Source organism: Streptomyces sclerotialus (genome assembly GCF_040907265.1).
Classification (GTDB): domain Bacteria; phylum Actinomycetota; class Actinomycetes; order Streptomycetales; family Streptomycetaceae; genus Streptomyces; species Streptomyces sclerotialus.
On sequence record NZ_JBFOHP010000002.1, the window covers coordinates 3827497 to 3853116 of the forward strand.

Consider the following 25620-nt stretch of genomic DNA (forward strand, 5'->3'; position numbering starts at 1 on the left):
GCGGCAAGATCTACTTGTAGCGGTAGACGATCCGCCCACGCGTCAGGTCGTACGGGGAAAGCTCCACGACGACCCGGTCATCCGGGAGGATACGGATGTAGTGCATCCGCATCTTTCCGCTGATGTGCGCGAGGACCTGGTGACCGTTCTGAAGCTCCACCTTGAACATCGCGTTCGGCAGGGACTCGATCACGGTGCCCTCGATCTCGATGGCACCTTGCTTCTTGGCCACGCTTCGCCCTTCGAATCGGCTACCTTGATCAACTCTCGTCGGGTTCACCCGATTCCCACGTCCGGGGACGCAGGCATGCGGATGCACGAGAGCCGACGCGTCAGTCTACGTCAGTGCACACGAAAAGACGAATCCACGATTATTGCCCAGCCTCGTAGATCGTTACGCAGCCGGGGCGGGGACGGTTTCGATACCCACCCCCTCTTCACCGCACTCACGCCAGCGGATCCGGCGCGGCCTCGATGCCGTACTCGGCGAGCTTGGCCTTGCCGCCGTCGGGGCAGGTCAGGACCAGCGGGCCCTGCTCGGTCAGGGCGACGGAGTGCTCCCAGTGGGAGGACCAGCCGCCGTCGTTCGACTTCACGGTCCAGTCGTCCTCGAGGACGTGGGTCTTGGCGGTGCCGAGGTTGACCATCGGCTCGATGGCGATGCAGAAGCCGGGGACGAGCTTGGGGCCGCGGCCGCGCTTGCGGTCGACGTAGTTCAGCAGGTGCGGGTCCATGTGCATCTGCGACCCGATGCCGTGGCCGCCGTAGTCCTCGACGATGCCGTACTTGCCGGACGAGGGGCGCGGCTGGCGCTTGATGTAGCCCTCGATGGCCTTGGAGATGTCGACCAGGCGGTTGCCCTTGCGGACCGCGGCGATACCGGCCCACATCGACTCCTCGGTCACCCGGCTGAGCTCGATCAGCTCCGCGGAGTGACCGGACCCGACGAACGCCGTGTACGCGGCGTCACCGTGCCAGCCGTCGACGATCGCGCCGCAGTCGATGGAGATGATGTCGCCGTTCTGCAGGACGGTGTCGGCGGAGGGGATGCCGTGCACGACCACGTCGTTCACCGACGTGCAGATCGTCGCGGGGAAGCCGCCGTAGCCGAGGAAGTTCGACTTGGCGCCGTGCTCGGCCAGCACCTTGCGCGCGGCGTCGTCCAGATCCTTGGTGGTGGCGCCGGGGACCGCCACCTCGCGGGTCGCGGCGTGGATCGCGGCGACGACCAGCCCCGCCTCGCGCATCTTCGCGATCTGCTCGGGGGTCTTGATCTCCACCATGGTGGCCTGCGCCTTCCTGAACCGACGACGTTCGAACATATGGCGGCCCGGCAGGCCGCCGTATACGATACGGCCGTGGCGCCCCTGCCGGGGACCACGGCCGTATCGGAGAGTGCGTGCGCTGTTACGCGGCCTCGCGGTCCAGCGCCGCCATCGCACGCGCGGTGACGTCCTGGACCTTGCCCATCGCCGAGATGGTGGTCACGAGGCCCTGCGCGCGGTAGTAGTCGATGATCGGCTCGGTCTGCGTGTGGTAGACCTCGAGCCGGTTGCGGACGGTGTCCTCACGGTCGTCGTCGCGCTGGTACAGCTCGCCGCCGCAGACGTCGCAGACGCCCTCCTGCTTCGGCGGGTTGTAGGCCACGTGGAAGACATGGCCGGAGTCCTTGCGGCAGATGCGGCGGCCGGCGATGCGCTTGACCACCTCGTCCTCGGGGACCTCCAGGTCCAGGACGGCGTCCAGCTGCACGCTGTCGTCCTTGAGGGCCTCGTCCAGCGCCTCGGCCTGCGAGACGTTCCGCGGGAAGCCGTCCAGCAGGAAGCCGTTCGCGGCGTCGGGCTGGTTCATCCGGTCGCGTGCCATCCCGATGGTGACCTCGTCGGGCACCAGGTTCCCCGCGTCCATGTACGACTTGGCCTCGAGCCCGAGGGGCGTGCCCTGGCTGATGTTGGCTCGGAACAGGTCGCCCGTGGAGATGTGCGGGATCGCGAGGTTCTCGGCGAGGTACGCAGCCTGCGTACCCTTGCCTGCCCCAGGAGGACCGACGAGGACGATTCGCATCAGCGGAGGAACCCTTCGTAGTTACGCTGCTGAAGCTGGCTCTCGATCTGCTTCACGGTCTCCAGACCCACACCCACGATGATCAGGATGCTCGTCCCGCCGAACGGGAAGTTCTGGTCCGCGTTGAAGAGCACCAGAGCCACCGTTGGCACCAGCGCGATGAGACCCAGGTACAGCGAGCCCGGCCACGTGATCCGGTTGAGCACGTAGCTGAGGTACTCGGCCGTCGGGCGACCAGCCCGGATACCCGGGATGAAGCCACCATACTTCTTCATGTTGTCGGCAACTTCTTCGGGGTTGAAGGAGATGGCGACGTAGAAGAACGCGAAGAAGACGATCAGCAGGAAGTACGTAACGATGTAAACCGGGCCATCTCCACGCTGGAAGTGTGTCTGAAGCCACGTGGCCCAGCCCGCCTTCGAGCCGCTGAACTGCGCGATCAGCGCAGGAATGTAGAGCAGCGACGACGCGAAAATGACAGGAATCACACCTGCCTGGTTCACCTTGAGCGGGATATAGGTGGACGTTCCTCCGTAGGAACGACGCCCGATCATCCGCTTGGCGTACTGCACGGGAATACGGCGCTGGGCCTGCTCGACGAAGACCACCAGCGCGATCATCACGAGCCCGATGGCGATGACGGAACCGAATTCGATCCAGCCGTCGGCCAGCTTGCCGGAGACCTTGATCTGCCACAGCGCGGCCGGGAAGCCGGAGGCGATCGAGATGAACATCAGGATCGACATGCCGTTGCCGATGCCACGGTCGGTGATGAGCTCACCGAGCCACATGACGACGCCGGTGCCGGCGGTCATGACGATGACCATGGTGATGGTCGTGAAGATCGCGGGGTCGGGAATGATCTCGTTGCGCAGGGTGCAGGTGCTGAACAGCGCGCCGCTGCGGGCGGTGGCCACCAGGCCGGTGCCCTGCAGGATCGCGAGCGCCACGGTGAGATACCGGGTGTACTGCGTGATCTTCGCCTGCCCGGACTGGCCCTCCTTCTTCAGGGCCTCCAGCCGTGGGATCACCACGGTGAGCAGCTGAAGGATGATGCTCGCCGTGATGTACGGCATGATCCCCAGCGCGAAGAGGGTGATCTTGAGCAGCGCGCCGCCGCTGAACATGTTCACCAGGCCGAAAAGCCCACTACCGGAGCCGGCCTGCTTCATACAGGCTTCGACGTTGGAGTAGTTCACTCCCGGAACCGGTACGTGCGCCCCGAGCCGATAGACCAGCACGATGCCCAGCGTGAACAGCAGCTTCTTGCGCAGGTCGGGCGTCTTGAACGCTCGGGCGAACGCGGTGAGCACGGTGCCTCCTGCGCCTCCCGCCTCGTGGGCGAGAGGTGACGGTCTTGAGGATCTACGAATACTGAGCGGCCGAAAACCGCGTGGCCCCCGGCCACGCGGCGTATCCTCCGCGGGCTGTCACATCAGTCACCTGATGCGACAGCCCCCGGCGAAAGTACAGCAATAGTGCACGCCACCTTACCGGCGACCATGCCCCCCTTGGAACGACCAACCGGGGATGCCCCAATTCGTGGGCATCCCCGGTCAGTTGATTCACTCGCTCGGGAGCGGCGTCAGAGCGGCGTCAGAGCAGCTCGGTGACGCTGCCGCCGGCGGCAGTGATCTTCTCCTTGGCGGAGCCGGAGACGGCGTCGACCGTCACCTGCAGCGCCACGGAGATCTCGCCCTGGCCCAGGACCTTGACGAGCTCGTTGTTGCGCACCGCGCCCTTGGCGACCAGGTCGGCCACCGTGACCTCGCCACCCTCGGGGTACAGCGCGGCCAGCTTCTCCAGGTTCACGACCTGGAACTGCTTGTGGGCGGGGTTCTTGAAGCCCTTCAGCTTCGGGAGACGCATGTGGAGGGGCATCTGCCCACCCTCGAAGCGCTCCGGAACCTGGTAACGGGCCTTGGTGCCCTTGGTACCACGACCAGCGGTCTTACCCTTGGACGCCTCACCACGACCGACACGGGTCTTGGCGGTCTTGGCACCCGGGGCAGGACGGAGGTTGTGGACCTTCAGCGGGTTGTTCTCCGCCATGTCAGTCGACCTCCTCGACCGTCACGAGGTGACGCACGGTGTGCACCATGCCGACGACCTCGGGACGGGCCTCCCGGACGACGCTGTCGTTCAGCTTCTTCAGGCCGAGCGTACGGAGCGTGTCACGGTGGTTCTGCTTGCTACCGATGTAGGACTTGGTCTGGGTGATCTTGATGCGCATTACGCATTCACCCCGGCACGCGCCCGCAGCAGAGCGGCGGGAGCAACGTCCTCCAGCGGCAGACCACGACGGGCGGCGATCTCCTCGGGCCGCTGCAGGCCCTGAAGCGCCTCCACCGTGGCGTGCACGATGTTGATCGGGTTCGACGAACCGAGCGACTTGCTCAGCACGTCGTGAATGCCGGCGCACTCGAGCACGGCGCGCACCGGGCCACCGGCGATCACACCGGTACCGGGGGAAGCAGGCTTGAGCAGGACGACGCCCGCGGCCTTCTCGCCCTGGATGGGGTGCGGGATGGTGCCGGCGATACGGGGGACCTTGAAGAAGTGCTTCTTGGCCTCCTCAACACCCTTGGCGATGGCGGCCGGCACCTCCTTGGCCTTGCCGTAACCGACACCCACGGTGCCGTCACCGTCGCCCACCACGACCAGCGCGGTGAAGCTGAAGCGACGACCACCCTTCACAACCTTGGCGACACGGTTGATGGCGACAACACGCTCGACGTAGGCGGTCTTCTCGGCAGCTGCGCCGCCGTCCCGCCGGTCCTTACGGTCCCGCCGCTCGCCGCCACCGGCGCCGCCACCGCGGCGCTGGGGTCCAGCCATTGGAATTACCTCTCTCTGTTACGTCCGCTAGCTACGGAACCGGGGCTCAGAACTTCAGCCCGGCTTCGCGGGCGGCGTCGGCCAGAGCGGCAATCCGCCCGGCGTACTGCTTGCCACCACGGTCGAACACGACGGCCTCGACACCGGCAGCCTTGGCACGCTCGGCGACCAGCGCGCCGACCTGCTTCGCCTGCGCGCTCTTGTCGCCCTCGCCACCGCGGATCGACGCGTCCAGCGTCGAAGCGGAGGCCAGGGTGTGGCCCTTGATGTCGTCGATGACCTGGGCGGTGATGCCACGGTTGGACCGCGTCACGACCAGACGAGGACGCTCCGGGGTACCCGAAATCCGCTTACGGATGCGGATGTGGCGACGCTTCGCAGCGGCGCGCTTGTAGGCGTCGCCCTTAGCGATCTTCACACCGTATGCCATGGCTTACTTACCAGCCTTTCCGACCTTGCGGCGGATGACCTCGCCGGCGTACTTGACGCCCTTGGCCTTGTACGGGTCGGGCTTACGCAGCTTGCGGATGTTCGCGGCGACCTCGCCGACCTTCTGCTTGTCGATGCCCTCGACGCTGAGCTTGGTCGGGGACTCGACCTTGAACGAGATGCCCTCGGGGGCCTCGACCAGGATCGGGTGGCTGTAGCCCAGCGAGAACTCCAGGTTGGAGCCCTTCGCCTGGACGCGGTAACCCACACCGCTGATCTCGAGCGCCTTGCTGTAGCCCTGGGTCACGCCGGTGATCATGTTCGCCACCAGCGTGCGGGACAGGCCGTGCAGGGCCTTGTTCTGACGCTCGTCGTTCGGGCGGGTGACGCTGATGGCGCCGTCCTCACCCTTGGCGACCTCGATGGGCGCGGCGACGGTGTGCTGAAGGGAACCCTTGGGGCCCTTCACGGAGACCGTCCGGCCATCGATGGTGACGTCCACACCAGCGGGAACCTGGATGGGCAGCTTGCCAATGCGCGACATTAGCTATTCCTCCGTTCCCTGGTTACCAGACGTAGGCGAGAACTTCTCCGCCTACACCCTTCTTGCTGGCCTGCTGACCGGTCAGGAGACCGTGGGACGTGGAGATGATCGCCACGCCCAGGCCGCCGAGGACCTTCGGCAGGTTGGTGGACTTTGCGTAGACCCGCAGGCCCGGCTTCGAAATCCGCTTGATGCCGGCGATCGAGCGCTCGCGGTTCGGGCCGAACTTCAGCTCCAGGACGAGGTTCTTGCCGACCTCCGCGTCCTCGACCTTCCAGCCGGTGATGTAACCCTCCTGCTGGAGGATCTCCGCGATGTGCGACTTGATCTTGCTGTGCGGCATCGACACGGTGTCGTGGTATGCCGAGTTCGCGTTCCGCAGACGGGTCAGCATGTCTGCGATGGGGTCAGTCATGGTCATGAATTGGCCTTCGGCCTCTCTCGCCGGGGTTTCCTATATGCGCCATCCCTCTCCCCACTCCTTGGCGGGACGGGTGCGGCACGGGGACCTACGGCGTAGTAAGCGACTTTGAGCGGGCACGGTGGCCCGCGGTCGGTCTCAGGCGGCGGGCGCCCAACCCTTCCACTCTAGGTGATGAAGGACCGGGCCCCCGCCGACCGAACGCTTACCGAGAGCCTCCGGTAATTCCCAAGTGGGGAACTACCAGGAGCTCTTGGTCACGCCCGGCAGCTCGCCACGGTGAGCCATCTCACGGAGGCACACGCGGCACAGGCCGAACTTGCGGTAGACGGAGTGCGGACGACCGCAGCGCTGGCAGCGGGTGTACGCGCGCACGCCGAACTTGGGCTTGCGAGCAGCCTTCGCGATGAGAGCCTTCTTCGCCATCTCGCTCACGCCTCCTTGAACGGGAAGCCGAGGTGACGGAGGAGGGCGCGGCCCTCGTCGTCGTTGGTCGCCGTGGTGACCACGGTGATGTCCATACCCCGGGTACGGTCGATCTTGTCCTGGTCGATCTCGTGGAACATGACCTGCTCCGTGAGACCGAAGGTGTAGTTGCCCCGGCCGTCGAACTGCTTCGGCGACAGACCGCGGAAGTCGCGGATGCGCGGCAGCGCCAGCGACAGCAGGCGGTCCAGGAACTCCCACATGCGGTCACCGCGGAGGGTGACGTGGGCACCGATCGGCTGGCCCTCACGCAGCTTGAACTGCGCGATGGACTTCCGGGCCTTGGTCACGGCCGGCTTCTGGCCGGTGATCGTGGTGAGGTCGCGGATGGCGCCCTCGATCAGCTTGGAGTCGCGGGCGGCGTCGCCCACACCCATGTTGACCACGATCTTGGTCAGGCCGGGGATCTGCATGACGTTCTCGTACGAGAACTCGTCCTTCAGCTTCCCGGCGATCTCTTCGCGGTACCGCTGCTTGAGGCGCGGTGCGTTGGTGGTGGCAGTCATCAGATGTCCTCACCGGTCCGCTTGGCAACGCGGATCTTGTTGCCCTCGTCGTCGAAGCGGTACCCGACGCGGGTGACGACCTTCTGGCCGTCCTTCTCCACCACGAGCTGCACGTTGCTCACGTGGATCGGGGCCTCGGTCGTCACGATGCCGCCGGTCTTCGAACCACGAGCGGTCTGGCCGGCCTTGGTGTGCTTCTTGACCCGGTTGACACCCTCGACCAGGACACGGTCCTCGCGGGGGAAGGCCTGGATGACCTTGCCCTGCTTGCCCTTGTCCTTACCGGTGATGACCTGGACCAGGTCGCCCTTCTTGATCTTCATCGGTTACAGCACCTCCGGCGCGAGCGAGATGATCTTCATGAACTTCTTCTCGCGCAGCTCACGGCCCACGGGGCCGAAGATACGGGTGCCGCGGGGGTCGCCATCGTTCTTGAGGATGACGGCCGCGTTCTCGTCGAAGCGGATGTACGAACCGTCGGGACGGCGGCGCTCCTTCACGGTGCGCACGATGACCGCCTTGACGACGTCACCCTTCTTCACGTTGCCACCGGGGATCGCATCCTTCACGGTGGCGACGATGACGTCACCGATGCCCGCGTAGCGTCGGCCCGAGCCACCGAGAACACGGATGGTGAGGATTTCCTTCGCACCCGTGTTGTCGGCGACGCGAAGCCGAGACTCCTGCTGGATCACGTCTATCTCCTGATCGTCTGCCGGTTCCCGGCAGGGACGCGCCTACTGGGGCGTCCCTGCCGAGCCTGGCGGAACTTTTCCGAGGGAATCCCCCTCGGGGGGATGTGCTTGCCGTTGAATTCCCGGCAGGGAATTACTTGGCCTTCTCGAGGATCTCGACGACGCGCCAGCGCTTCGTCGCGGACTGCGGCCGGGTCTCCATGAGGAGGACGCGGTCGCCGACACCCGCGGCGTTCTGCTCGTCGTGCGCCTTGAGCTTGTTGGTACGACGGATGACCTTGCCGTACAGCGCGTGCTTGACGCGGTCCTCGACGGCGACGACGACGGTCTTGTCCATCTTGTCGCTGACGACCAGACCCTCGCGGGTCTTGCGGAAGCCGCGCTCCTGCTTCTTCTCAGTCACATTCGTCTCGCTCATCAGGCGCTCTCCACCGTCTCGATGCCGAGCTCGCGCTCGCGCATCAGGGTGTAGATCCGGGCGATGTCCTTGCGGACGGCCTTCAGCCGGCCGTGGTTCTCAAGCTGTCCGGTCGCCGCCTGGAAGCGGAGGTTGAACAGCTCCTCCTTGGCCTCACGAAGCTTGGCAACGAGGTCCTCGTTGTTCAGCTCGCGCAGCTCGGTCGCCTTGGTACCGGCCGCCATCACGACTCACCTGCCTCGCGCCGCACGATGCGGCACTTCATCGGAAGCTTGTGGGCGGCGCGGGTCAGCGCCTCCTTGGCAACCTTTTCGTTCGGGAAGGACAGCTCGAACATCACCCGGCCGGGCTTGACGTTCGCGACCCACCACTCCGGAGAACCCTTACCGGAACCCATGCGGGTCTCGGCCGGCTTCTTCGTCAGCGGACGGTCGGGGTAGATGTTGATCCACACCTTGCCGCCACGCTTGATGTGACGGGTCATGGCGATACGAGCGGACTCGATCTGCCGGTTCGTCACGTAGGCCGGGGTGACGGCCTGGATGCCGTACTCACCGAACGCCAGCTCGGTGCCACCCTTGGCCATGCCGTTCCGCTTGGGGTGGTGCTGCTTGCGGTGCTTGACCCTACGAGGGATCAGCATGGGTCAGCTCTCCTTTCCGGCAGCGCTGGGCTCAGCGGCGGCACCGGCCGGAGCCTCGGCCTTCGCGGCCTCGGCGGAGGGAGCCTGCTGCTGCGGCTTGCGGCCACGGCCGCCACGCTCGCCACCGCGGCGCGGACGGTCGTTCCCGCCGCGGGCCGGGCGGTTACCCGCACGGGCAGCGGCGTTCTCGGCGCGAACCTCGGCGATGTTCTTGACGTCGCCCTTGTAGATCCAGACCTTCACGCCGATGCGGCCGAAGGTCGTACGGGCCTCGAAGAAGCCGTAGTCGACGTTGGCCCGGAGCGTGTGCAGGGGCACACGGCCCTCGCGGTAGAACTCCGAGCGGGACATCTCGGCGCCGCCGAGACGACCGCCGCACTGGATCTTGATGCCCTTGGCGCCGGCCTTCATCGTCGACTGCATGCTCTTACGCATGGCGCGACGGAAGGAGACGCGCGAGGACAGCTGCTCCGCGACGGCCTGCGCGACCAGCTGGGCATCCGTCTCGGGGTTCTTGACCTCGAGGATGTTCAGCTGGACCTGCTTGCCGGTGAGCTTCTCCAGCTCACCGCGGATGCGGTCGGCCTCGGCGCCGCGGCGGCCGATGACGATGCCCGGACGGGCGGTGTGGATGTCAACGCGGACGCGCTCACGGGTGCGCTCGATCTCCACCTTGGAGATACCGGCGCGCTCCATGCCCTTCGTCATCATGCGACGAATGGCGACGTCTTCCTTGACGTAGTCCTTGTACAGCTTGTCGGCGTACCAGCGCGACTTGAAGTCGGTGGTGATGCCGAGCCGGAACCCGTGCGGGTTTACCTTCTGGCCCATTACCGGGTTCCTTCCTTGCTGCTGACGACCACAGTGATGTGGCTGGTCCGCTTGCGGATCCGGTAGGCACGGCCCTGAGCGCGCGGACGGAAGCGCTTCAGGGTCGGGCCCTCGTCGACGTACGCCTCGCTGATGAACAGCTGGGAGGCGTCCGTGTGGTCGTAGTTGTGCGCGGCGTTGGCAATGGCGCTGTCCAGCACCTTGCCCACCGGCACGCTCGCGGCCTGCGGGGCGAAACGCAGGACCGCCTGAGCCTCCGTGGCATCCATGCCACGGACAAGGTCCACCACGCGGCGGGCCTTCATGGGCGTGACACGCACGTAGCGCGCCTGGGCCCTGGCTTCCATGGTTGTCCCTTCGGTGTCAGTCATTGGTCTTCGCTATTCCGCAGATCAGCGACGACGCGACTTGCGGTCGTCCTTCTCGTGGCCGCGGAAGGTGCGGGTCGGCGCAAACTCGCCGAGCTTGTGGCCGACCATCGACTCGGTGACGAACACCGGGACGTGGGTCTTGCCGTTGTGCACCGCCAGCGTGTGGCCGAGCATGGCCGGCACGATCATGGAGCGACGGGACCAGGTCTTGATGACGTTCTTGGTGCCGGCTTCGTTCTGGGCGTCCACCTTCTTGATCAGGTGGTCGTCGACGAAGGGCCCCTTCTTGAGACTGCGCGGCATCTAAACCCGCTCCTAGCGCTTCTTGTTCGTCTTGCGGCGGCGGACGATGTACTTGTTCGAAGCCTTCTTCGGCGAACGCGTACGACCCTCCTTCTGACCCCACGGCGAGACCGGGTGGCGACCACCGGAGGTCTTGCCCTCACCACCACCGTGCGGGTGGTCGACGGGGTTCATCACGACACCACGCACGGTCGGGCGGACGCCCTTCCAGCGCATGCGGCCGGCCTTGCCCCAGTTGATGTTCGACTGCTCGGCGTTGCCGACCTCGCCGATGGTGGCGCGGCAGCGGACGTCGACCAGGCGGATCTCACCGGACGGCATACGAAGGTGGGCCATGGTGCCCTCCTTCGCCAGCAGCTGCACGGAGGCACCCGCGGAGCGGGCGAACTTCGCGCCGCCGCCGGGCCGCAGCTCGATGGCGTGGATGGTCGTACCCACCGGGATGTTGCGCAGCGCCAGGTTGTTGCCCGGCTTGATGTCCGCGCCCGGGCCGTTCTCGACCCGGTCGCCCTGCGACAGACCGCGGGGGGCGATGATGTAGCGCTTCTCGCCGTCCGCGTAGTGCAGGAGCGCGATGCGCGCGGTGCGGTTCGGGTCGTACTCGATGTGCGCGACCTTGGCCGGCACGCCGTCCTTGTCGTGACGACGGAAGTCGATCACGCGGTAGGCGCGCTTGTGGCCACCGCCCTGGTGGCGAACGGTCACACGACCGGCGTTGTTACGGCCGCCCTTGCTGTGCAGCGGGCGAACCAGCGACTTCTCCGGCGTGGACCGCGTGATCTCGACAAAGTCGGCGACGCTGGAGCCACGACGGCCCGGGGTCGTCGGCTTGTACTTGCGGATACCCATTTCTCAGTCCTCGTCCGATTCCGGACGATCCAGACCGCCCTTAGGCGGTCGGACCGCCGAAGATGTCGATGCGGTCGCCCTCGGCGAGGGTCACGATGGCGCGCTTGGTGTCAGCGCGCTTGCCGAAACCGGTGCGGGTGCGCTTGCGCTTGCCCTGCCGGTTGATCGTGTTCACCCCGGTGACCTTGACCGAGAAGACCGCCTCGACGGCCTGCTTGATCTGGGTCTTGTTGGCACGCGGGTCGACGATGAACGTGTACTTGTTCTCGTCCAGCAGCGCGTAGCTCTTCTCGGAGACGACGGGCTTCACGAGCACGTCGCGGGGGTCCGTGAAGGTCTTGCTGGTGACGACGGCCTCACTCATCAGGCGTCGCTCCCTTCGGTCTCAACGGCCTTGGGGCCAGACACGAAGGACTCGAGAGCGGCCTTGGTGAAGACCACGTCGTCGGAGACGAGCACGTCGTACGTGTTCAGCTGGCCCGGCTCCAGGATGTGAACCTGGGGCAGGTTGCGGGCGGACAGCCACGCGGCCTCGTCGCTGCGCTCGGCGACCAGGAGCACGTTCTTGCGCTCGCTGATCTTGCCGAGGAGAGCCTTGGCGGCCTTGGTGGAGATCGCACCCTCGACCACGCCGGAAACGACGTGGACACGGGAGTTGCGGGCCCGGTCGGTGAGGGCACCGCGCAGGGCGGCGGCCTTCATCTTCTTCGGGGTCCGCTGCGAGTAGTCACGCGGCACGGGGCCGTGGACGATGCCACCGCCGGCGAACTGCGGCGCACGGGTCGAACCCTGACGCGCGCGGCCGGTGCCCTTCTGGCGGTACGGCTTCTTGCCACCGCCGCGGACCTCGCCACGGGTCTTGGTCTTGTGCGTGCCCTGACGGGCCGCGGCCAGCTGTGCGACGACGACCTGGTGGATCAGCGGAACGCTGACCTTCGCGTCGAAGATCTCCGCGGGGAGCTCGACGGTCCCGGCCTTGTCGCCTGCCGGCGAAAGGATGTCAATGGTGCTCATCGGTTACCTCAGGCCCCCTTGGCCGCGGTACGGACCAGGACGAGGCCGCCGTTCGGACCAGGAACTGCGCCCTTGATGAGCAGCAGACCCTTCTCCGCGTCAACGGCGTGGACGGTCAGGTTCTGGGTGGTGACCCGCTCGTTGCCCATACGGCCGGCCATCCGCATGCCCTTGAACACGCGGCCCGGGGTGGCGCAGCCACCGATGGAGCCCGGCTTGCGGTGCACGCGGTGCGCACCGTGGGAGGCCTTGCCGCCGTGGAAGCCGTGACGCTTCATGACACCGGCGGTGCCCTTGCCCTTGGTCTTGCCGGTCACGTCCACCTTGACGCCGGAGTCGAAGACCTCGGCGTTGATCTCCTGGCCGAGGGTGTACTCGCCGGCGTCGGCGGTACGGACCTCGACGAGGTGACGGCGGGGGGTGACGTCGGCCTTGGCGAAGTGGCCCTTGAGGGGCTTGTTCACCTTGCGCGGGTCGATCTCGCCGAAGGCGATCTGGACGGAGTCGTAGCCGTCCTGGTCTGCGGTGCGCACCTGGGTAACGACACAGGGGCCGGCCTTGACCACGGTGACCGGGACAACGCGGTTGTTGTCGTCCCAGACCTGGGTCATGCCGAGCTTCTCGCCCAGGAGGCCCTTGATCTGCTTAGCCATTCTCAGATCACCCGCCTCAGAGCTTGATCTCGATGTCGACACCGGCCGGAAGGTCGAGTCGCATCAGGGAGTCAACGGTCTTCGGCGTCGGGTCGAGAATGTCGATCAGGCGCTTGTGCGTCCGCATCTCGAAGTGCTCGCGCGAGTCCTTGTACTTGTGCGGCGACTTGATGACGCAGTACACGTTCTTTTCAGTGGGCAGCGGCACCGGGCCCGCGACCGACGCACCAGTGCGGGTCACCGTCTCGACGATCTTCTTCGCCGAGCTGTCGATGACCTCGTGGTCGTAGGCCTTGAGCCGGATGCGGATCTTCTGTCCCGCCATGGCTACTTCGTAGTCCTGTCTCTCGTAACGCTCTGGGACCCGGTGCGCTTGTGCCTGTCGGAGACACGCGCCCACGGTCACGTCCCGCTCCCCGTCCGACCCACGCGGTCGGGCGTGTCGCATCCCTTCCCGCACATCTCCGCAGGGGAGATCCTTCGAGAAGGAGAACGTGGGGTCGTGGACACCCACCGGGCGCCTGGCTGAGGCACCCCGCTGACGCTTCCCGGAAGATTCCCGTACTTCCGCCCCTGATGAGAGGCGACGAATACCTAGGACTCGCTTCCGGTCCTCCCGGCGGGAGGCGCGCAGCATCGGCACTCAACCGAGCAACTTGGCTAGTGTGCCATATGGGGCACACGGCTGGCCAACCGAAGGGGAGAGAGTACCCCACGCCACACCGCGCGAATCCTCGGGCCCGCCCGAAACGCCACCGAACGGGCCCGGCGGACCCTCCTCAGCCGGCCGGTACGACCGCCTGCGGGCTGCGCTCCTGCCCGCTCCCCGGCACGGGAGCGGAGGCGTCGGCCCCCAGCGCCACGATCCGGTTCCCGGCGTCCACATGGACGACCCTGGGCTTCAGGGACCGCGCCTCGGCGTCCTCGACCTGCGCGTAACTGATGAGAATCACAAGGTCACCGGGGTGTACGAGATGCGCCGCCGCACCGTTGATCCCGATGACGCCGCTCCCCCGCTCCCCCTCGATCACGTACGTCTCCAGCCGGGCCCCGTTGTCGATGTCGACGATGTGGACCAGCTCGCCGGGCAGCAGATCGGCCGCCTCCATCAGCTCCGCGTCGACCGTCACCGATCCCACGTAGTGCAGGTCGGCCTGGGTCACGGTGGCCCGGTGGATCTTGGACTTGAACATGGTGCGCAGCATGGCGTCACTCCCATGGGAAAAGGTCGCGCCCTCTGGACGAGGTGCGCGCCGACGCGGCCATGCTAGGCGGCGCCGCCGGGGCGGCAAAGGGTGAGGCGCACCTCACTAGAGGTGGTCGACCTCGGTGAGGTCGATGTCGATCGTGAACGGCACGGTCAGCTTCAGCCGCTCGTGGTGGATGCCCGTGAGCCCGTACGCCTTGGTGACCGGGTCCAGCTCGTACGTGTGCACCGCCGGGTGGTCCTTCTCCCCCGCCATCTCGACCAGCCAGAAGTGCTCGATACCGGCCTCCGCGTACCGCCGGGGCTTGGTGTCCCGGTCCCGCGCCTCGGAATCCGGCGAGACCACCTCGACGGCGAGCACGACGTCGGCGGCGTCGAAACGGGTCTGGCGCTGATCCCGCTTGGCCTCTCTGCGGACGACGAAGAGATCCGGCTCCGGAGCGTTCCGCGGCCCCAGCACTACGGTCATCTCCCGGCCGACCAGGTAATGATCCGGCGCCATCCGCCGCAGGCCACTCTCGAGCAGATACAGCGTCGCCATGTGAAACATCCGCTGCGGACTCACGAAGACCAGGCTCCCGTCGATCAACTCGGTGTGCGGCGGGAGATCGGGCAGAGCGAACAGGTCGTCCACGGTGTAGCCGTCCGGCGGCGGCACCGGCCAGGTGTGCTGCGGTTCGGCGGTCATGATTCCTCCCATGGACGAGATCCTGGACCGTGTACCCACGGTAGTGGCCCTCCCGGCCCCGGCACCGCCCGAAAGGATGGGAACGCCTGTCCGTCGTTGACGACACGGCTGACACCGGCTCGGGCACCCCCACTCGATCGGGTGGTCATATGCCACAGGAACGTTCACCCGGGTCACCGCGGCCCTACGTTCGCGCACATGGTCACTTCATCGCATGAAGCCGCGCACCAGGCCCTCCGAGAACGGCCGGCGCTGCTGGCGCCGGTGTTCCGGGTGCTCGGCGTGCCGCTGCCGGACAAGGTGTCCGTCGAGGTGCTCTCCGTGGACGACACCGGCGACACCGGGTCGCGGCCGTCGGGGCGCTGCGTGGACAGCGTGCTGCGCGTCGTTCCGGCCGAAGGCGAGGCCTTCCTGCTCGCCGTCGAGGCCCAGGGCCGGCGCGACCCGGCGAAGGCGGCGCGCTGGATGTACTACCTCGCACGGCTGCGCGCGGAGCACGGCTGCCCGGTCCTGCTGCTGGTCGTCTGCCCGGACGAAGCGACGGCGACCTGGGCAGCGGGGCCCTTCACGACCGGCGTCACCGGCTGGACGGGCCTCACGATGCACCCACTCGTCCTGGGGCCGCACAACGTCCCGGTCGTCACCGACACGGCCGAGGCCGGCCAGGACCCCGCGATGGCCGCGTTGAGCGCCCTCACCCACTCCCGGAGCCACGACGTCGCCCCCGCGCTGGAAGCGCTGGCGTCGGCTCTGGGACCGGCGGCCCCCGAAGCCGCCGATTACTGCACCGAACTGCTGGACATCGGCCTCGGCGACACCCCGGCCCGGTCCGTCTGGAGGGAAATGATGACGGTGAACGGTTCCTTCTTCCCCGGTCGCGGGACTCTCGTCGAGGAGAAGTTCCTTGAGGGGAAGGCCGCCGGACGGGCGGAGGGGCGGGCGGAAGGCCGGCTGGAGGGCAGGGCCGTGGGCCATGCCGCCGGCGTCGCCGAAGGGATCGCCAAGGCCAAGGCGCACGCGGTCCTGAGCCTGCTGGCCGCGCGCGGCGTCCCCGTACCGGAAGCCGCCAGGGAGCGGATCACGGGGTGCGCCGTCCCGGACGTCCTCGACCGCTGGTTCGACCGTGCGGTCACCGCGTCCAGCGCGCAGGTCCTCTTCACCGACGAGGCCGCTGCGCACTAGCCGTCCCCGCCCGGTACCCCGGACAACGCAGAAGTGCCCGTACGACCGAAGTCGTACGGGCACTTCTCATGAGCCGAGGCTCGGTGCTCCTAGGAGCGCCGGGTCTCCCCGACCGTCAGTAAGAGGTCTTACTTGACGATCTTGGTGACCTGGCCGGCGCCGACGGTCCGGCCACCCTCACGGATGGCGAACTTCAGGCCCTCCTCCATGGCGACCGGCTGGATCAGCTGGACGGACATGGAGGTGTTGTCGCCCGGCATGACCATCTCGGTGCCCTCGGGGAGGGTCACGACGCCGGTCACGTCCGTGGTACGGAAGTAGAACTGCGGGCGGTAGTTGTTGAAGAACGGGGTGTGGCGGCCACCCTCGTCCTTCGACAGGATGTAGGCCTGGGCCTCGAACTCGGTGTGCGGGGTGACCGAGCCCGGCTTGATGATGACCTGGCCGCGCTCGACGTCCTCGCGCTTGATGCCGCGGAGCAGCAGACCGACGTTCTCACCGGCCTGACCCTCGTCCAGCAGCTTCCGGAACATCTCGATGCCGGTAACCGTGGTGGAGGTCTTCTCCTGCTTGATGCCGATGATGTCAACGTTCTCGTTGACCTTCAGGACACCACGCTCGATGCGGCCGGTGACGACGGTGCCACGACCGGTGATCGTGAAGACGTCCTCGATCGGCATCAGGAACGGCTTGTCGGTGTCGCGCTCCGGCTCCGGGATCGCCTCGTCGACGGCGGCCATGAGCTTGAGGACGGAGTCGCCCCACTCCTTGTCGCCCTCGAGCGCCTTGAGCGCCGAGACCTTGACGACCGGAACCTCGTCGCCGGGGAACTCGTACTCGGAGAGGAGCTCACGGACCTCGAGCTCGACGAGCTCCAGGATCTCCTCGTCGTCCACCATGTCGGCCTTGTTCAGGGCGACAACGATGTAGGGAACGCCGACCTGGCGGGCCAGGAGCACGTGCTCCTTGGTCTGCGGCATCGGACCGTCGGTCGCGGCGACCACGAGGATCGCGCCGTCCATCTGGGCGGCACCGGTGATCATGTTCTTGATGTAGTCCGCGTGACCCGGGCAGTCGACGTGGGCGTAGTGACGGTTCTCCGTCTGGTACTCGACGTGCGCGATGGAGATGGTGATACCGCGCTGGCGCTCCTCAGGAGCCTTGTCGATGTTCTCGAAGGCCGAGGCCTCGTTCAGGTCCGGGAACGCGTCGTGCAGCACCTTGGTGATCGCCGCGGTAAGGGTCGTCTTACCGTGGTCGATGTGACCGATGGTGCCGATGTTGACGTGCGGCTTAGTCCGCTCGAACTTCGCCTTCGCCACTGGGGTCCTCCTGTGGAGTGGTTCTGTACGCCTTACTCATCGGCGCCAGGTGATCTTTGCTGGGGTGCCGGCTGACGGGGGCAATCCTCACGGAACGCGGGGATTGCCCCGTCAGTCGGTGTCAAGCCTAAAGCGTGTCGGGGTCCGACTCTGACGAGACGGGTCTTACTCGCCCTTGGCCTTCGCGATGATCTCCTCGGCGACGTTCCGCGGAACCTCGGCGTAGGAGTCGAACTGCATCGAGTAGCTCGCGCGACCCGACGTCTTGCTGCGGAGGTCTCCGACGTAGCCGAACATCTCCGAGAGCGGAACCAGGCCCGTGACGAGCTTGGCACCGTGGCGGTCCTCCATGGACTGGATCTGTCCACGGCGGGAGTTGATGTCGCCGATCACGTCGCCCATGTAGTCCTCGGGCGTGGTGACCTCGACCTTCATCATCGGCTCGAGCAGGGCCGGGGAGGCCTTGCGCGCGGCCTCCTTGAAGGCCATCGAACCGGCGATCTTGAAGGCCATCTCGGAGGAGTCGACCTCGTGGAAGGCGCCGTCGAACAGCGTCACCCTGACGCCGGTCAGCGGGTAGCCGGCGAGAACACCGAACTCCATGGCCTCCTGGCAACCGGCGTCCACGGACGGGATGTACTCCCGCGGGATGCGGCCACCGGTGACCTTGTTCTCGAACTCGTAGCCGTCGCCCTCGAGGGGCTCGACCCCGATCTGCACCTTCGCGAACTGGCCGGAACCACCAGTCTGCTTCTTGTGCGTGTAGTCGACGCGCTCGACGGCCTTCCGCAGCGTCTCGCGGTACGCGACCTGCGGCTTACCGACGTTGGCCTCGACCCGGAACTCACGCTTCATACGGTCGACCAGCACGTCGAGGTGCAGCTCGCCCATACCCGCGATGATGGTCTGGCCGGTCTCCTCGTCGGTGTGGACCTGGAAGCTCGGGTCCTCCTCGGCGAGGCGCTGGATGGCGACACCCAGCTTCTCCTGGTCGCCCTTGGACTTGGGCTCGATGGCGACCTGGATGACCGGGGCCGGGAACTCCATCGACTCCAGGATCACCTGGTTGGAGGAGTCACACAGGGTCTCACCGGTGGTGGTCTGCTTCAGACCCATGACGGCGACGATGTCACCGGCGCCCACCGACTCGATCTCCTCACGCTTGTTCGCGTGCATGCGGTAGATCTTGCCGATGCGCTCCTTCTTGCCCTTGACGGAGTTCAGCACCTGCGTGCCGGACTCCAGGCGACCCGAGTAGACCCGGATGAAGGTGAGCTTGCCGAGGTGCGGGTCGCTCGCGATCTTGAACGCGAGCGCGGCCAGCGGCTCCTCCTCGGAGGGGCGGCGCTTGATGACCTCGTCGGGGTCGTTGACCGCGTGGCCCTCGATCGCCTCGACGTCCAGCGGCGACGGCAGGTAGCGCACGACCGCGTCCAGCAGCGGCTGGACACCCTTGTTCTTGAAGGCGGTGCCGCAGAACACGGGCGTGACGGTGGTGTTCTCCGCCTTGCCGGAGCTGATGGTGATACGGCGGATGGCCGCGTACAGCTGCTCCACGGTGGGCTCCTGGCCCTCCAGGTACAGCTCCATGAGCTCTTCGTCGTTCTCGGCGACCGTCTCGAGGAGCTTGCCGCGCCATTCCTCGGCAGCCTCGATGTGGGTGTCCGGGATGTCGACGGTGTCGTACATCTCGCCCTTGGCGGCCTCGGCGGACCACAGCAGGGCCTTCATGCTGACGAGGTCGACGACGCCCTTGAAGTCCGCCTCGGTGCCGATCGGCAGCTGCATCACGATCGGGGTCGCGCCGAGGCGCTCCGTGATCATGTCGACGCAGCGGTGGAACTCGGCGCCGGTGCGGTCGAGCTTGTTGACGAAGCAGATACGGGGAACGCCGTAGCGGTCCGCCTGACGCCACACCGTCTCGGACTGGGGCTCAACGCCGGCAACGCCGTCGAACACCGTCACGGCACCGTCGAGCACGCGCAGCGAGCGCTCCACCTCGACGGTGAAGTCGACGTGACCCGGGGTGTCGATGATGTTGATGGTGTGGTCGACGTTCTCCAGCGGCCAGTGGCAGGTGGTGGCAGCAGAGGTGATCGTGATGCCACGCTCCTGCTCCTGCTCCATCCAGTCCATGGTGGCAGCGCCGTCGTGGACCTCACCGATCTTGTACGAAACACCGGTGTAGAACAGGATCCGCTCGGTGGTCGTCGTCTTGCCCGCGTCGATGTGGGCCATGATCCCGATATTGCGGACCTTGGCCAGGTCAAGTGAAGTGGTAGCCATAAGGCTTTCGTCTTCTCTCGGTCTCGATGTGGGTAGCGACTACCAGCGGTAGTGCGCGAAGGCCTTGTTGGACTCGGCCATCTTGTGCGTGTCCTCGCGCTTCTTGACCGAAGCGCCGAGGCCGTTCGAGGCGTCCAGCAGCTCGTTCATGAGGCGCTCGGTCATGGTCTTCTCGCGGCGGGCGCGCGAGTAACCGACGAGCCAGCGCAGCGCCAGGGTCGACGCGCGACCCGGCTTGACCTCGACTGGAACCTGGTAGGTCGCGCCACCGACACGGCGGGACTTGACCTCGAGGGTCGGCTTGATGTTCTCCAGCGCGCGCTTCAGCGTGATGACCGGGTCGTTGCCGGTCTTCTCACGCAGGCCCTCCATGGCGCCGTAGACGATGCGCTCGGCGGTGGAGCGCTTGCCGTTCAGCAGCACCTTGTTGATGAGGGAGGTCACCAGAGGAGAGTTGTAGACCGGGTCGATGATGACCGGGCGCTTCGGGGCGGGGCCCTTACGAGGCATTCTTACTTCTCCTTCTTGGCGCCGTAGCGGCTGCGAGCCTGCTTGCGGTTCTTGACGCCCTGCGTGTCGAGGGAGCCGCGGATGATCTTGTACCGAACACCCGGCAGGTCCTTCACACGACCGCCACGCACGAGCACGATCGAGTGCTCCTGCAGGTTGTGGCCCTCACCCGGAATGTAAGCGGTGACCTCGATGCCGCTGGTCAGACGCACACGCGCGACCTTACGCAGGGCCGAGTTCGGCTTCTTCGGGGTGGTGGTGAAAACACGCGTGCAGACGCCGCGACGCTGGGGCGAACCCTCGAGTGCGGGCGTCTTGTTCTTCTCGACCTTGTCCTGCCGGCCCTTGCGGACCAGCTGCTGGATCGTAGGCACCGTTTCTCCGGTTTCTGTGTGCCAGTCTCGGTAAAGCTAACCTGGAACTTCGCCGACCCACGAGGTCGGGTGTGTCGAATACCGCAGATTTCCTCGCTGGAACGAGGAGCGGCGGATTACGGTGTCGAGACCCGGCTTCGTACGCACCGGCACCGCTCGCCCGGAGGCTGAGGAGATGCGCGCACGGCAGGCCAGGGACACCCCAGGCACAAGGTCAGAGCGTACCTACCGCATGGGCTGCGGTCAAAACAAATGCACACGCGTAGGACACGCCGGACTCCTACGGCGCTGCCGCCACCGTAGTGGGCTCACGCGGCCTACGGAAGGACGTCTCCGGCCCCGCTGCGACAGGCCCGGGCGCCCGCCCGCGGCCCGCTCAGGTCTTCGGGAGCAGCGCCAGCAGCGTGACCAGCATCACCAGGCACCAGCCCCCGATCGCCAGCCAGCCGAGCACCACCCCGGTCAGCGCCATGCCGTCGCCCCGCTCGCCCGTCCGGCGGATCTCCGTCCGTGCCTTGTGCCCCAGGATCACCGCGGGAACCGCGGTGACGCCCCAGGTCAGCGGGGTGAGCAGACCACAGACCATGGCCCCGGTCGCGGACGGATTGGTCCGCTGCGGCGGCACCGGCAGGAACGTCGGCGGGACCATCGGCGGCAGCACCATCGGCTGCTGCGGCACCGGCCCCTGCGGCAGGTCCCCGACCAGTAACTGCAGATCGGCGTAGGTCAGCGACTGGTAGGCACGCGCCACCCGCTGCTCGTACTCGTCCTGCGAGAGCCGCCCCTCGGCGAATCCCGCCTTCAGCACATCGACCGCCCGCTCCCGGTCCGCGTGCGAAGCACGCATGGCGGGCACCTGACGAGGCGGGTAGGCCGGCCGGCCACCCTGCCACGGTTCGAACGCCACCTCTGAGACCTCCCCCCGGCCGGAGCGCTGACCGCTCCATCATCCCCCAGACACCGCAGGGCGGTCACCCGACATGAGGATGACCGCCCTGTGGCTGCGTTCTCGTGTTGTGCCCGTGCGGAGCCGGCCGCCGCCGTACCGCTTACTGGTTGTACGGACCGTAGTCGTAGTCCTCCAGCGGGACGGCCTGGCCGGAGCCGGTGCCGAACGGCGAGTAGTCGATGTCGTCGTAGCCGACGGCCGAGTACATCGCGGCCTTGGCCTCCTCGGTCGGCTCGACCCGGATGTTGCGGTAGCGGGACAGGCCCGTACCGGCCGGGATGAGCTTACCGATGATGACGTTCTCCTTGAGGCCGATGAGGCTGTCGGACTTGGCGTTGATCGCCGCGTCCGTCAGGACTCGGGTCGTCTCCTGGAAGGAGGCGGCCGACAGCCAGGACTCCGTCGCCAGCGAGGCCTTGGTGATACCCATCAGCTGCGGACGGCCGGAGGCCGGGTGGCCACCCTCCGCCACGACGCGACGGTTCTCGCCCTCGAACTTCGAGCGCTCCACCAGCTCGCCCGGCAGCAGCTCCGCGTCGCCGGACTCGATGATCGTCACGCGGCGCAGCATCTGCCGGATGATGATCTCGATGTGCTTGTCGTGGATCGCCACGCCCTGGCTGTTGTAGACCTTCTGGACCTCGCCGACCAGGTGGACCTGGACCGCACGCTGGCCGAGGATGCGCAGCACGTCGTGCGGGTTGATCGCACCGACGGTCAGCGGCTGGCCGACCGTGACGTGGTCGCCCTCGCTCACCAGCAGACGGGCACGCTTGGAGACGCCGTAGGACGTCTCGTCGCTGCCGTCGTCCGGCGTGACGACGACCTTCTTGGTCTTCTCGGTCTCCTCGATCCGCACGCGGCCGGCGGCCTCGGAGATCGGGGCGACACCCTTGGGCGTACGGGCCTCGAAGAGCTCGACGACTCGCGGCAGACCCAGGGTGATGTCGTCACCGGCCACACCACCGGTGTGGAAGGTACGCATCGTCAGCTGGGTACCGGGCTCACCGATGGACTGGGCGGCGATGATGCCGACGGCCTCACCGATGTCGACCAGCTTGCCGGTGGCCAGCGAACGGCCGTAGCAGTAGGCGCAGGTGCCGACCGCGGACTCACAGGTCAGGACCGAGCGGGTCTTGACCTCCTCGACGCCGTGCGCGACCAGCTGGTCGATGAGCACGTCACCGAGGTCGACGTTGGCCGACGCGATGACCTTGCCGTCCACCACGACGTCCTCGGCGAGCATCCGCGCGTACACGGAGGACTCGACGTCGTCCGCCTTGCGCAGGACGCCGTCCGCGCCCTTGCTCGCGATCCGCAGCTTGAGGCCGCGCTCGGTGCCGCAGTCCTCCTCGCGGATGATGACGTCCTGGGAGACGTCCACGAGACGACGGGTGAGGTAACCCGAGTCGGCGGTACGGAGGGCGGTGTCGGCGAGACCCTTACGGGCACCGTGCGTGGAGATGAAGTACTCCAGCACGGAGAGACCCTCGCGGAACGACGCCTTGATGGGTCGCGGGATGGTCTCGTTCTTCGCGTTCGACACCAGACCACGCATACCGGCGATCTGCCGCATCTGCATCATGTTTCCTCGGGCACCCGAGTCAACCATCATGAAGATGGGGTTGGTCTTGGGGAAGTTGTCGTTCATCGCCTCGGCGACCTCGTTGGTCGCCTTGGTCCAGATGTTGATCAGTTCCTGAGTGCGCTCGTCCTTGGTGATCAGACCGCGCTCGTACTGCTTCTGGACCTTCTCGTCCTGGGCCTCGTAGCCCGCGACGATCTCCTTCTTGGCCTCCGGCACGACGATGTCGGAGACGGCGACGGTGACACCGGAGCGGGTGGCCCAGTGGAAACCGGCCGCCTTCAGGTTGTCCAGGGTCGCCGCGACGATGACCTTCGGGTACCGCTCGGCCAGGTCGTTGACGATCGCGGAGAGCTGCTTCTTGCCCACCGAGTAGTCGACGAACGGGTAGTCCTCGGGCAGCAGCTCGTTGAAGAGCGCGCGGCCCAGGGTGGTCCGCAGGCGGAAGCTGTCACCGGGCTGCCACTCGGGCTCGCCCTCCTCCGGAGCCGGCGGGGTCCAGCCGCGGGGCGGAACCGTGCCGATCGGGAAGCGGATGTCGACCTTCGCCTGGAGCGAGAGCTCCTTGGCGTCGAACGCCATGATCGCCTCGGCGACCGAGCCGAAGGCCCGGCCCTCACCGATGACCTTGCGCTCCTCCTCGTCGGTGGTGAGGAAGAACAGGCCCAGCACCATGTCCTGGGTCGGCATGGTGACCGGACGGCCGTCGGCCGGCTTGAGGATGTTGTTCGAGGACAGCATCAGGATGCGGGCCTCGGCCTGCGCCTCCGCGGAGAGCGGCAGGTGGACGGCCATCTGGTCACCGTCGAAGTCCGCGTTGAACGCGGTGCAGACGAGCGGGTGGATCTGAATGGCCTTGCCCTCGACCAGCTGCGGCTCGAACGCCTGGATACCGAGGCGGTGCAGCGTGGGCGCACGGTTCAGCAGAACCGGGTGCTCGGCGATGACCTCTTCGAGGACGTCGTACACGACCGTGCGGCCGCGCTCGACCATCCGCTTCGCCGACTTGATGTTCTGCGCGTGGTTCAGGTCGACCAGGCGCTTCATCACGAACGGCTTGAAGAGCTCCAGCGCCATGGCCTTCGGCAGACCGCACTGGTGCAGCTTGAGCTGCGGGCCGACGACGATGACGGAACGCGCGGAGTAGTCCACACGCTTACCGAGCAGGTTCTGACGGAACCGGCCCTGCTTACCCTTCAGCATGTCGCTGAGGGACTTCAGCGGGCGGTTACCGGGACCGGTGACCGGGCGACCGCGGCGGCCGTTGTCGAACAGCGCGTCGACGGCCTCCTGCAGCATCCGCTTCTCGTTGTTCACGATGATCTCGGGGGCACCGAGGTCAAGGAGACGCTTGAGGCGGTTGTTGCGGTTGATCACACGGCGGTACAGGTCGTTCAGGTCGGAGGTCGCGAAGCGGCCACCGTCCAGCTGCACCATCGGACGCAGGTCCGGCGGGATGACCGGGATGCAGTCCAGCACCATGCCGTTGGGGCTGTTGCGGGTCTGCAGGAACGCGGAGACGACCTTCAGGCGCTTCAGCGCACGGGTCTTCTTCTGGCCCTTGCCGGTCCGGATGATCTCGCGGAGCTTCTCGGCCTCCTCGTCGAGGTCGAAGGACTCCAGGCGCTTCTGCAGCGCCGCGGCACCCATGCCGCCCATGAAGTACGTGCCGAAGCGGTCACGCAGCTCGCGGTAGAGCAGCTCGTCGCCCTCGAGGTCCTGGACCTTGAGGTTCTTGAAGCGGTTCCAGACCTCGTCCAGGCGGTCGATCTCGCGCTGCGCGCGGTCGCGCAGCTGCTTCATCTCACGCTCGGCACCCTCGCGCACCTTGCGGCGCACGTCGGCCTTGGCACCCTCGGCCTCCAGCTCGGCCAGGTCGGTCTCGAGCTTCTTGGCGCGGGCCTCCAGGTCGGCGTCGCGGCGCTGCTCGATCTGCTGGCGCTCGACGGAGACGTGCGCCTCCAGCGAGGGCAGGTCGCGCGTACGGCGCTCCTCGTCCACCCACGTGATCATGTAGGCGGCGAAGTAGATGACCTTCTCGAGGTCCTTCGGGGCCAGGTCGAGCAGGTATCCCAGCCGGCTCGGGACGCCCTTGAAGTACCAGATGTGCGTGACGGGGGCGGCCAGCTCGATGTGGCCCATCCGCTCACGGCGCACCTTGGCGCGGGTGACCTCCACGCCGCAGCGCTCGCAGATGATGCCCTTGAAGCGGACGCGCTTGTACTTACCGCAGTAGCACTCCCAGTCCCGGGTGGGGCCGAAGATCTTCTCGCAGAAGAGGCCGTCCTTCTCGGGCTTGAGGGTGCGGTAGTTGATGGTCTCCGGCTTCTTGACCTCGCCGTGGGACCACTGACGGATGTCGTCAGCGGTGGCGAGGCCGATCCGCAGCTCGTCGAAGAAGTTGACGTCGAGCACTGTCGTCAATCCCTCTTTCAGGGTCGAGTCTCAATCA

34 protein-coding genes are annotated in these 25620 nt (G+C 66.7%); 1 reads left to right on the plus strand and 33 read right to left on the minus strand.

Annotated elements, in window-relative coordinates:
• Positions 1-10: 10 nt before the first annotated feature.
• The 27 genes from infA to AAC944_RS17055 all read right to left on the minus strand — a co-directional run bounded on the left by infA (position 11) and on the right by AAC944_RS17055 (position 14960).
• Positions 11-232 (minus strand): translation initiation factor IF-1, encoded by a 222-nt coding sequence (gene infA / locus AAC944_RS16925; RefSeq protein ID WP_030262853.1) that lies wholly within the window; start codon positions 230-232, stop codon positions 11-13.
• A gap of 214 nt (positions 233-446) precedes the next feature.
• Positions 447-1283 (minus strand): type I methionyl aminopeptidase, encoded by an 837-nt coding sequence (gene map, locus AAC944_RS16930; RefSeq protein WP_030619904.1) that lies wholly within the window; start codon positions 1281-1283, stop codon positions 447-449.
• A gap of 124 nt (positions 1284-1407) precedes the next feature.
• Positions 1408-2064, minus strand: coding sequence for an adenylate kinase (locus tag AAC944_RS16935; protein WP_030262847.1), 657 nt, complete (start codon positions 2062-2064; stop codon positions 1408-1410).
• On the minus strand, positions 2064-3377 hold the full coding sequence (gene secY / locus AAC944_RS16940; protein ID WP_030619907.1) for a preprotein translocase subunit SecY: 1314 nt from the start codon (positions 3375-3377) through the stop codon (positions 2064-2066). Before secY ends, AAC944_RS16935 begins: the two co-directional genes overlap by 1 nt.
• Positions 3378-3660: 283 nt before the next feature.
• On the minus strand, positions 3661-4116 hold the full coding sequence (rplO, locus tag AAC944_RS16945) for a 50S ribosomal protein L15 (protein WP_030619910.1): 456 nt from the start codon (positions 4114-4116) through the stop codon (positions 3661-3663).
• Between the two features lies 1 nt (position 4117).
• Positions 4118-4297 (minus strand): 50S ribosomal protein L30, encoded by a 180-nt coding sequence (rpmD, locus tag AAC944_RS16950; RefSeq protein WP_030619911.1) that lies wholly within the window; start codon positions 4295-4297, stop codon positions 4118-4120.
• The gene (rpsE, locus tag AAC944_RS16955; RefSeq protein ID WP_030619914.1) at positions 4297-4902 is read right to left on the minus strand and encodes a 30S ribosomal protein S5; all 606 of its coding nucleotides are present in this window, start codon (positions 4900-4902) and stop codon (positions 4297-4299) included. The genes rpmD and rpsE overlap by 1 nt, the downstream gene beginning before the upstream one ends.
• Before the next feature lie 46 nt (positions 4903-4948).
• Complete coding sequence (gene rplR, locus AAC944_RS16960) at positions 4949-5332, minus strand: 50S ribosomal protein L18 (protein ID WP_030262832.1); 384 nt, start codon at positions 5330-5332, stop codon at positions 4949-4951.
• A gap of 3 nt (positions 5333-5335) precedes the next feature.
• Positions 5336-5875, minus strand: coding sequence for a 50S ribosomal protein L6 (gene rplF / locus AAC944_RS16965; protein ID WP_030619916.1), 540 nt, complete (start codon positions 5873-5875; stop codon positions 5336-5338).
• 22 nt (positions 5876-5897) lie between these two features.
• Entirely contained in the window at positions 5898-6296 is a 399-nt protein-coding gene (rpsH, locus tag AAC944_RS16970) for a 30S ribosomal protein S8 (protein WP_030262826.1), read from the minus strand.
• A gap of 240 nt (positions 6297-6536) precedes the next feature.
• On the minus strand, positions 6537-6722 hold the full coding sequence (locus tag AAC944_RS16975) for a type Z 30S ribosomal protein S14 (RefSeq protein WP_003956452.1): 186 nt from the start codon (positions 6720-6722) through the stop codon (positions 6537-6539).
• Between the two features lie 5 nt (positions 6723-6727).
• Positions 6728-7288: a 50S ribosomal protein L5 gene (rplE, locus tag AAC944_RS16980; RefSeq protein ID WP_030262823.1), complete on the minus strand. Its 561-nt coding sequence runs from the start codon at positions 7286-7288 to the stop codon at positions 6728-6730.
• Positions 7288-7611 (minus strand): 50S ribosomal protein L24, encoded by a 324-nt coding sequence (gene rplX, locus AAC944_RS16985; RefSeq protein ID WP_030413017.1) that lies wholly within the window; start codon positions 7609-7611, stop codon positions 7288-7290. Before rplX ends, rplE begins: the two co-directional genes overlap by 1 nt.
• A gap of 3 nt (positions 7612-7614) precedes the next feature.
• Positions 7615-7983 carry a 50S ribosomal protein L14 gene (rplN, locus tag AAC944_RS16990; RefSeq protein ID WP_003974257.1) on the minus strand — a complete coding sequence of 123 codons (369 nt, stop codon included), beginning with the start codon at positions 7981-7983 and terminating at the stop codon, positions 7615-7617.
• 133 nt (positions 7984-8116) lie between these two features.
• Complete coding sequence (gene rpsQ, locus AAC944_RS16995) at positions 8117-8401, minus strand: 30S ribosomal protein S17 (protein WP_030619920.1); 285 nt, start codon at positions 8399-8401, stop codon at positions 8117-8119.
• Positions 8401-8625 carry a 50S ribosomal protein L29 gene (rpmC, locus tag AAC944_RS17000; protein WP_004950453.1) on the minus strand — a complete coding sequence of 75 codons (225 nt, stop codon included), beginning with the start codon at positions 8623-8625 and terminating at the stop codon, positions 8401-8403. Before rpmC ends, rpsQ begins: the two co-directional genes overlap by 1 nt.
• On the minus strand, positions 8625-9044 hold the full coding sequence (gene rplP, locus AAC944_RS17005) for a 50S ribosomal protein L16 (protein ID WP_004571829.1): 420 nt from the start codon (positions 9042-9044) through the stop codon (positions 8625-8627). Before rplP ends, rpmC begins: the two co-directional genes overlap by 1 nt.
• Before the next feature lie 3 nt (positions 9045-9047).
• Positions 9048-9875: a 30S ribosomal protein S3 gene (gene rpsC / locus AAC944_RS17010; RefSeq protein WP_030619923.1), complete on the minus strand. Its 828-nt coding sequence runs from the start codon at positions 9873-9875 to the stop codon at positions 9048-9050.
• Entirely contained in the window at positions 9875-10222 is a 348-nt protein-coding gene (gene rplV, locus AAC944_RS17015; protein ID WP_037772835.1) for a 50S ribosomal protein L22, read from the minus strand. Before rplV ends, rpsC begins: the two co-directional genes overlap by 1 nt.
• A gap of 45 nt (positions 10223-10267) precedes the next feature.
• Positions 10268-10549, minus strand: a complete 282-nt coding sequence (rpsS, locus tag AAC944_RS17020; RefSeq protein WP_030619927.1) for a 30S ribosomal protein S19 — start codon at positions 10547-10549, stop codon at positions 10268-10270.
• A gap of 12 nt (positions 10550-10561) precedes the next feature.
• Positions 10562-11398 carry a 50S ribosomal protein L2 gene (gene rplB, locus AAC944_RS17025; protein WP_030619929.1) on the minus strand — a complete coding sequence of 279 codons (837 nt, stop codon included), beginning with the start codon at positions 11396-11398 and terminating at the stop codon, positions 10562-10564.
• A gap of 40 nt (positions 11399-11438) precedes the next feature.
• Entirely contained in the window at positions 11439-11762 is a 324-nt protein-coding gene (rplW, locus tag AAC944_RS17030; protein ID WP_030619932.1) for a 50S ribosomal protein L23, read from the minus strand.
• Positions 11762-12412, minus strand: a complete 651-nt coding sequence (gene rplD, locus AAC944_RS17035) for a 50S ribosomal protein L4 (RefSeq protein ID WP_030619936.1) — start codon at positions 12410-12412, stop codon at positions 11762-11764. Before rplD ends, rplW begins: the two co-directional genes overlap by 1 nt.
• 8 nt (positions 12413-12420) lie before the next feature.
• Positions 12421-13065: a 50S ribosomal protein L3 gene (rplC, locus tag AAC944_RS17040; RefSeq protein ID WP_030619939.1), complete on the minus strand. Its 645-nt coding sequence runs from the start codon at positions 13063-13065 to the stop codon at positions 12421-12423.
• 16 nt (positions 13066-13081) lie between these two features.
• Positions 13082-13390 carry a 30S ribosomal protein S10 gene (gene rpsJ, locus AAC944_RS17045; protein ID WP_003948644.1) on the minus strand — a complete coding sequence of 103 codons (309 nt, stop codon included), beginning with the start codon at positions 13388-13390 and terminating at the stop codon, positions 13082-13084.
• A gap of 454 nt (positions 13391-13844) precedes the next feature.
• Entirely contained in the window at positions 13845-14270 is a 426-nt protein-coding gene (gene panD / locus AAC944_RS17050) for an aspartate 1-decarboxylase (RefSeq protein WP_030619941.1), read from the minus strand.
• A 105-nt stretch (positions 14271-14375) separates the two neighbouring features.
• On the minus strand, positions 14376-14960 hold the full coding sequence (locus tag AAC944_RS17055; protein WP_368397217.1) for a Uma2 family endonuclease: 585 nt from the start codon (positions 14958-14960) through the stop codon (positions 14376-14378).
• Positions 14961-15158: 198 nt separating this feature from the next.
• Here AAC944_RS17055 and AAC944_RS17060 point away from each other — a divergent pair, with 198 nt between their 5' ends.
• Positions 15159-16142, plus strand: coding sequence for an RpnC/YadD family protein (locus AAC944_RS17060; RefSeq protein ID WP_030619947.1), 984 nt, complete (start codon positions 15159-15161; stop codon positions 16140-16142).
• 128 nt (positions 16143-16270) lie between these two features.
• On the opposite strand, the gene tuf is transcribed toward AAC944_RS17060, so the two are convergent.
• The 6 genes from tuf to AAC944_RS17090 all read right to left on the minus strand — a co-directional run bounded on the left by tuf (position 16271) and on the right by AAC944_RS17090 (position 25583).
• The gene (gene tuf / locus AAC944_RS17065) at positions 16271-17464 is read right to left on the minus strand and encodes an elongation factor Tu (protein WP_030619950.1); all 1194 of its coding nucleotides are present in this window, start codon (positions 17462-17464) and stop codon (positions 16271-16273) included.
• Positions 17465-17629: 165 nt separating this feature from the next.
• A complete protein-coding gene (gene fusA, locus AAC944_RS17070) occupies positions 17630-19750 on the minus strand; it encodes an elongation factor G (protein WP_030619953.1) in 2121 nt (706 codons plus the stop codon).
• Between the two features lie 39 nt (positions 19751-19789).
• A complete protein-coding gene (gene rpsG, locus AAC944_RS17075) occupies positions 19790-20260 on the minus strand; it encodes a 30S ribosomal protein S7 (RefSeq protein ID WP_030262788.1) in 471 nt (156 codons plus the stop codon).
• Between the two features lie 2 nt (positions 20261-20262).
• Positions 20263-20634 carry a 30S ribosomal protein S12 gene (gene rpsL / locus AAC944_RS17080; protein WP_003948652.1) on the minus strand — a complete coding sequence of 124 codons (372 nt, stop codon included), beginning with the start codon at positions 20632-20634 and terminating at the stop codon, positions 20263-20265.
• A gap of 376 nt (positions 20635-21010) precedes the next feature.
• Positions 21011-21481 (minus strand): DUF1707 and DUF4190 domain-containing protein, encoded by a 471-nt coding sequence (locus AAC944_RS17085; RefSeq protein ID WP_030619957.1) that lies wholly within the window; start codon positions 21479-21481, stop codon positions 21011-21013.
• Between the two features lie 202 nt (positions 21482-21683).
• Entirely contained in the window at positions 21684-25583 is a 3900-nt protein-coding gene (locus tag AAC944_RS17090) for a DNA-directed RNA polymerase subunit beta' (protein ID WP_030619960.1), read from the minus strand.
• Between the last annotated feature and the right edge of the window lie 37 nt (positions 25584-25620).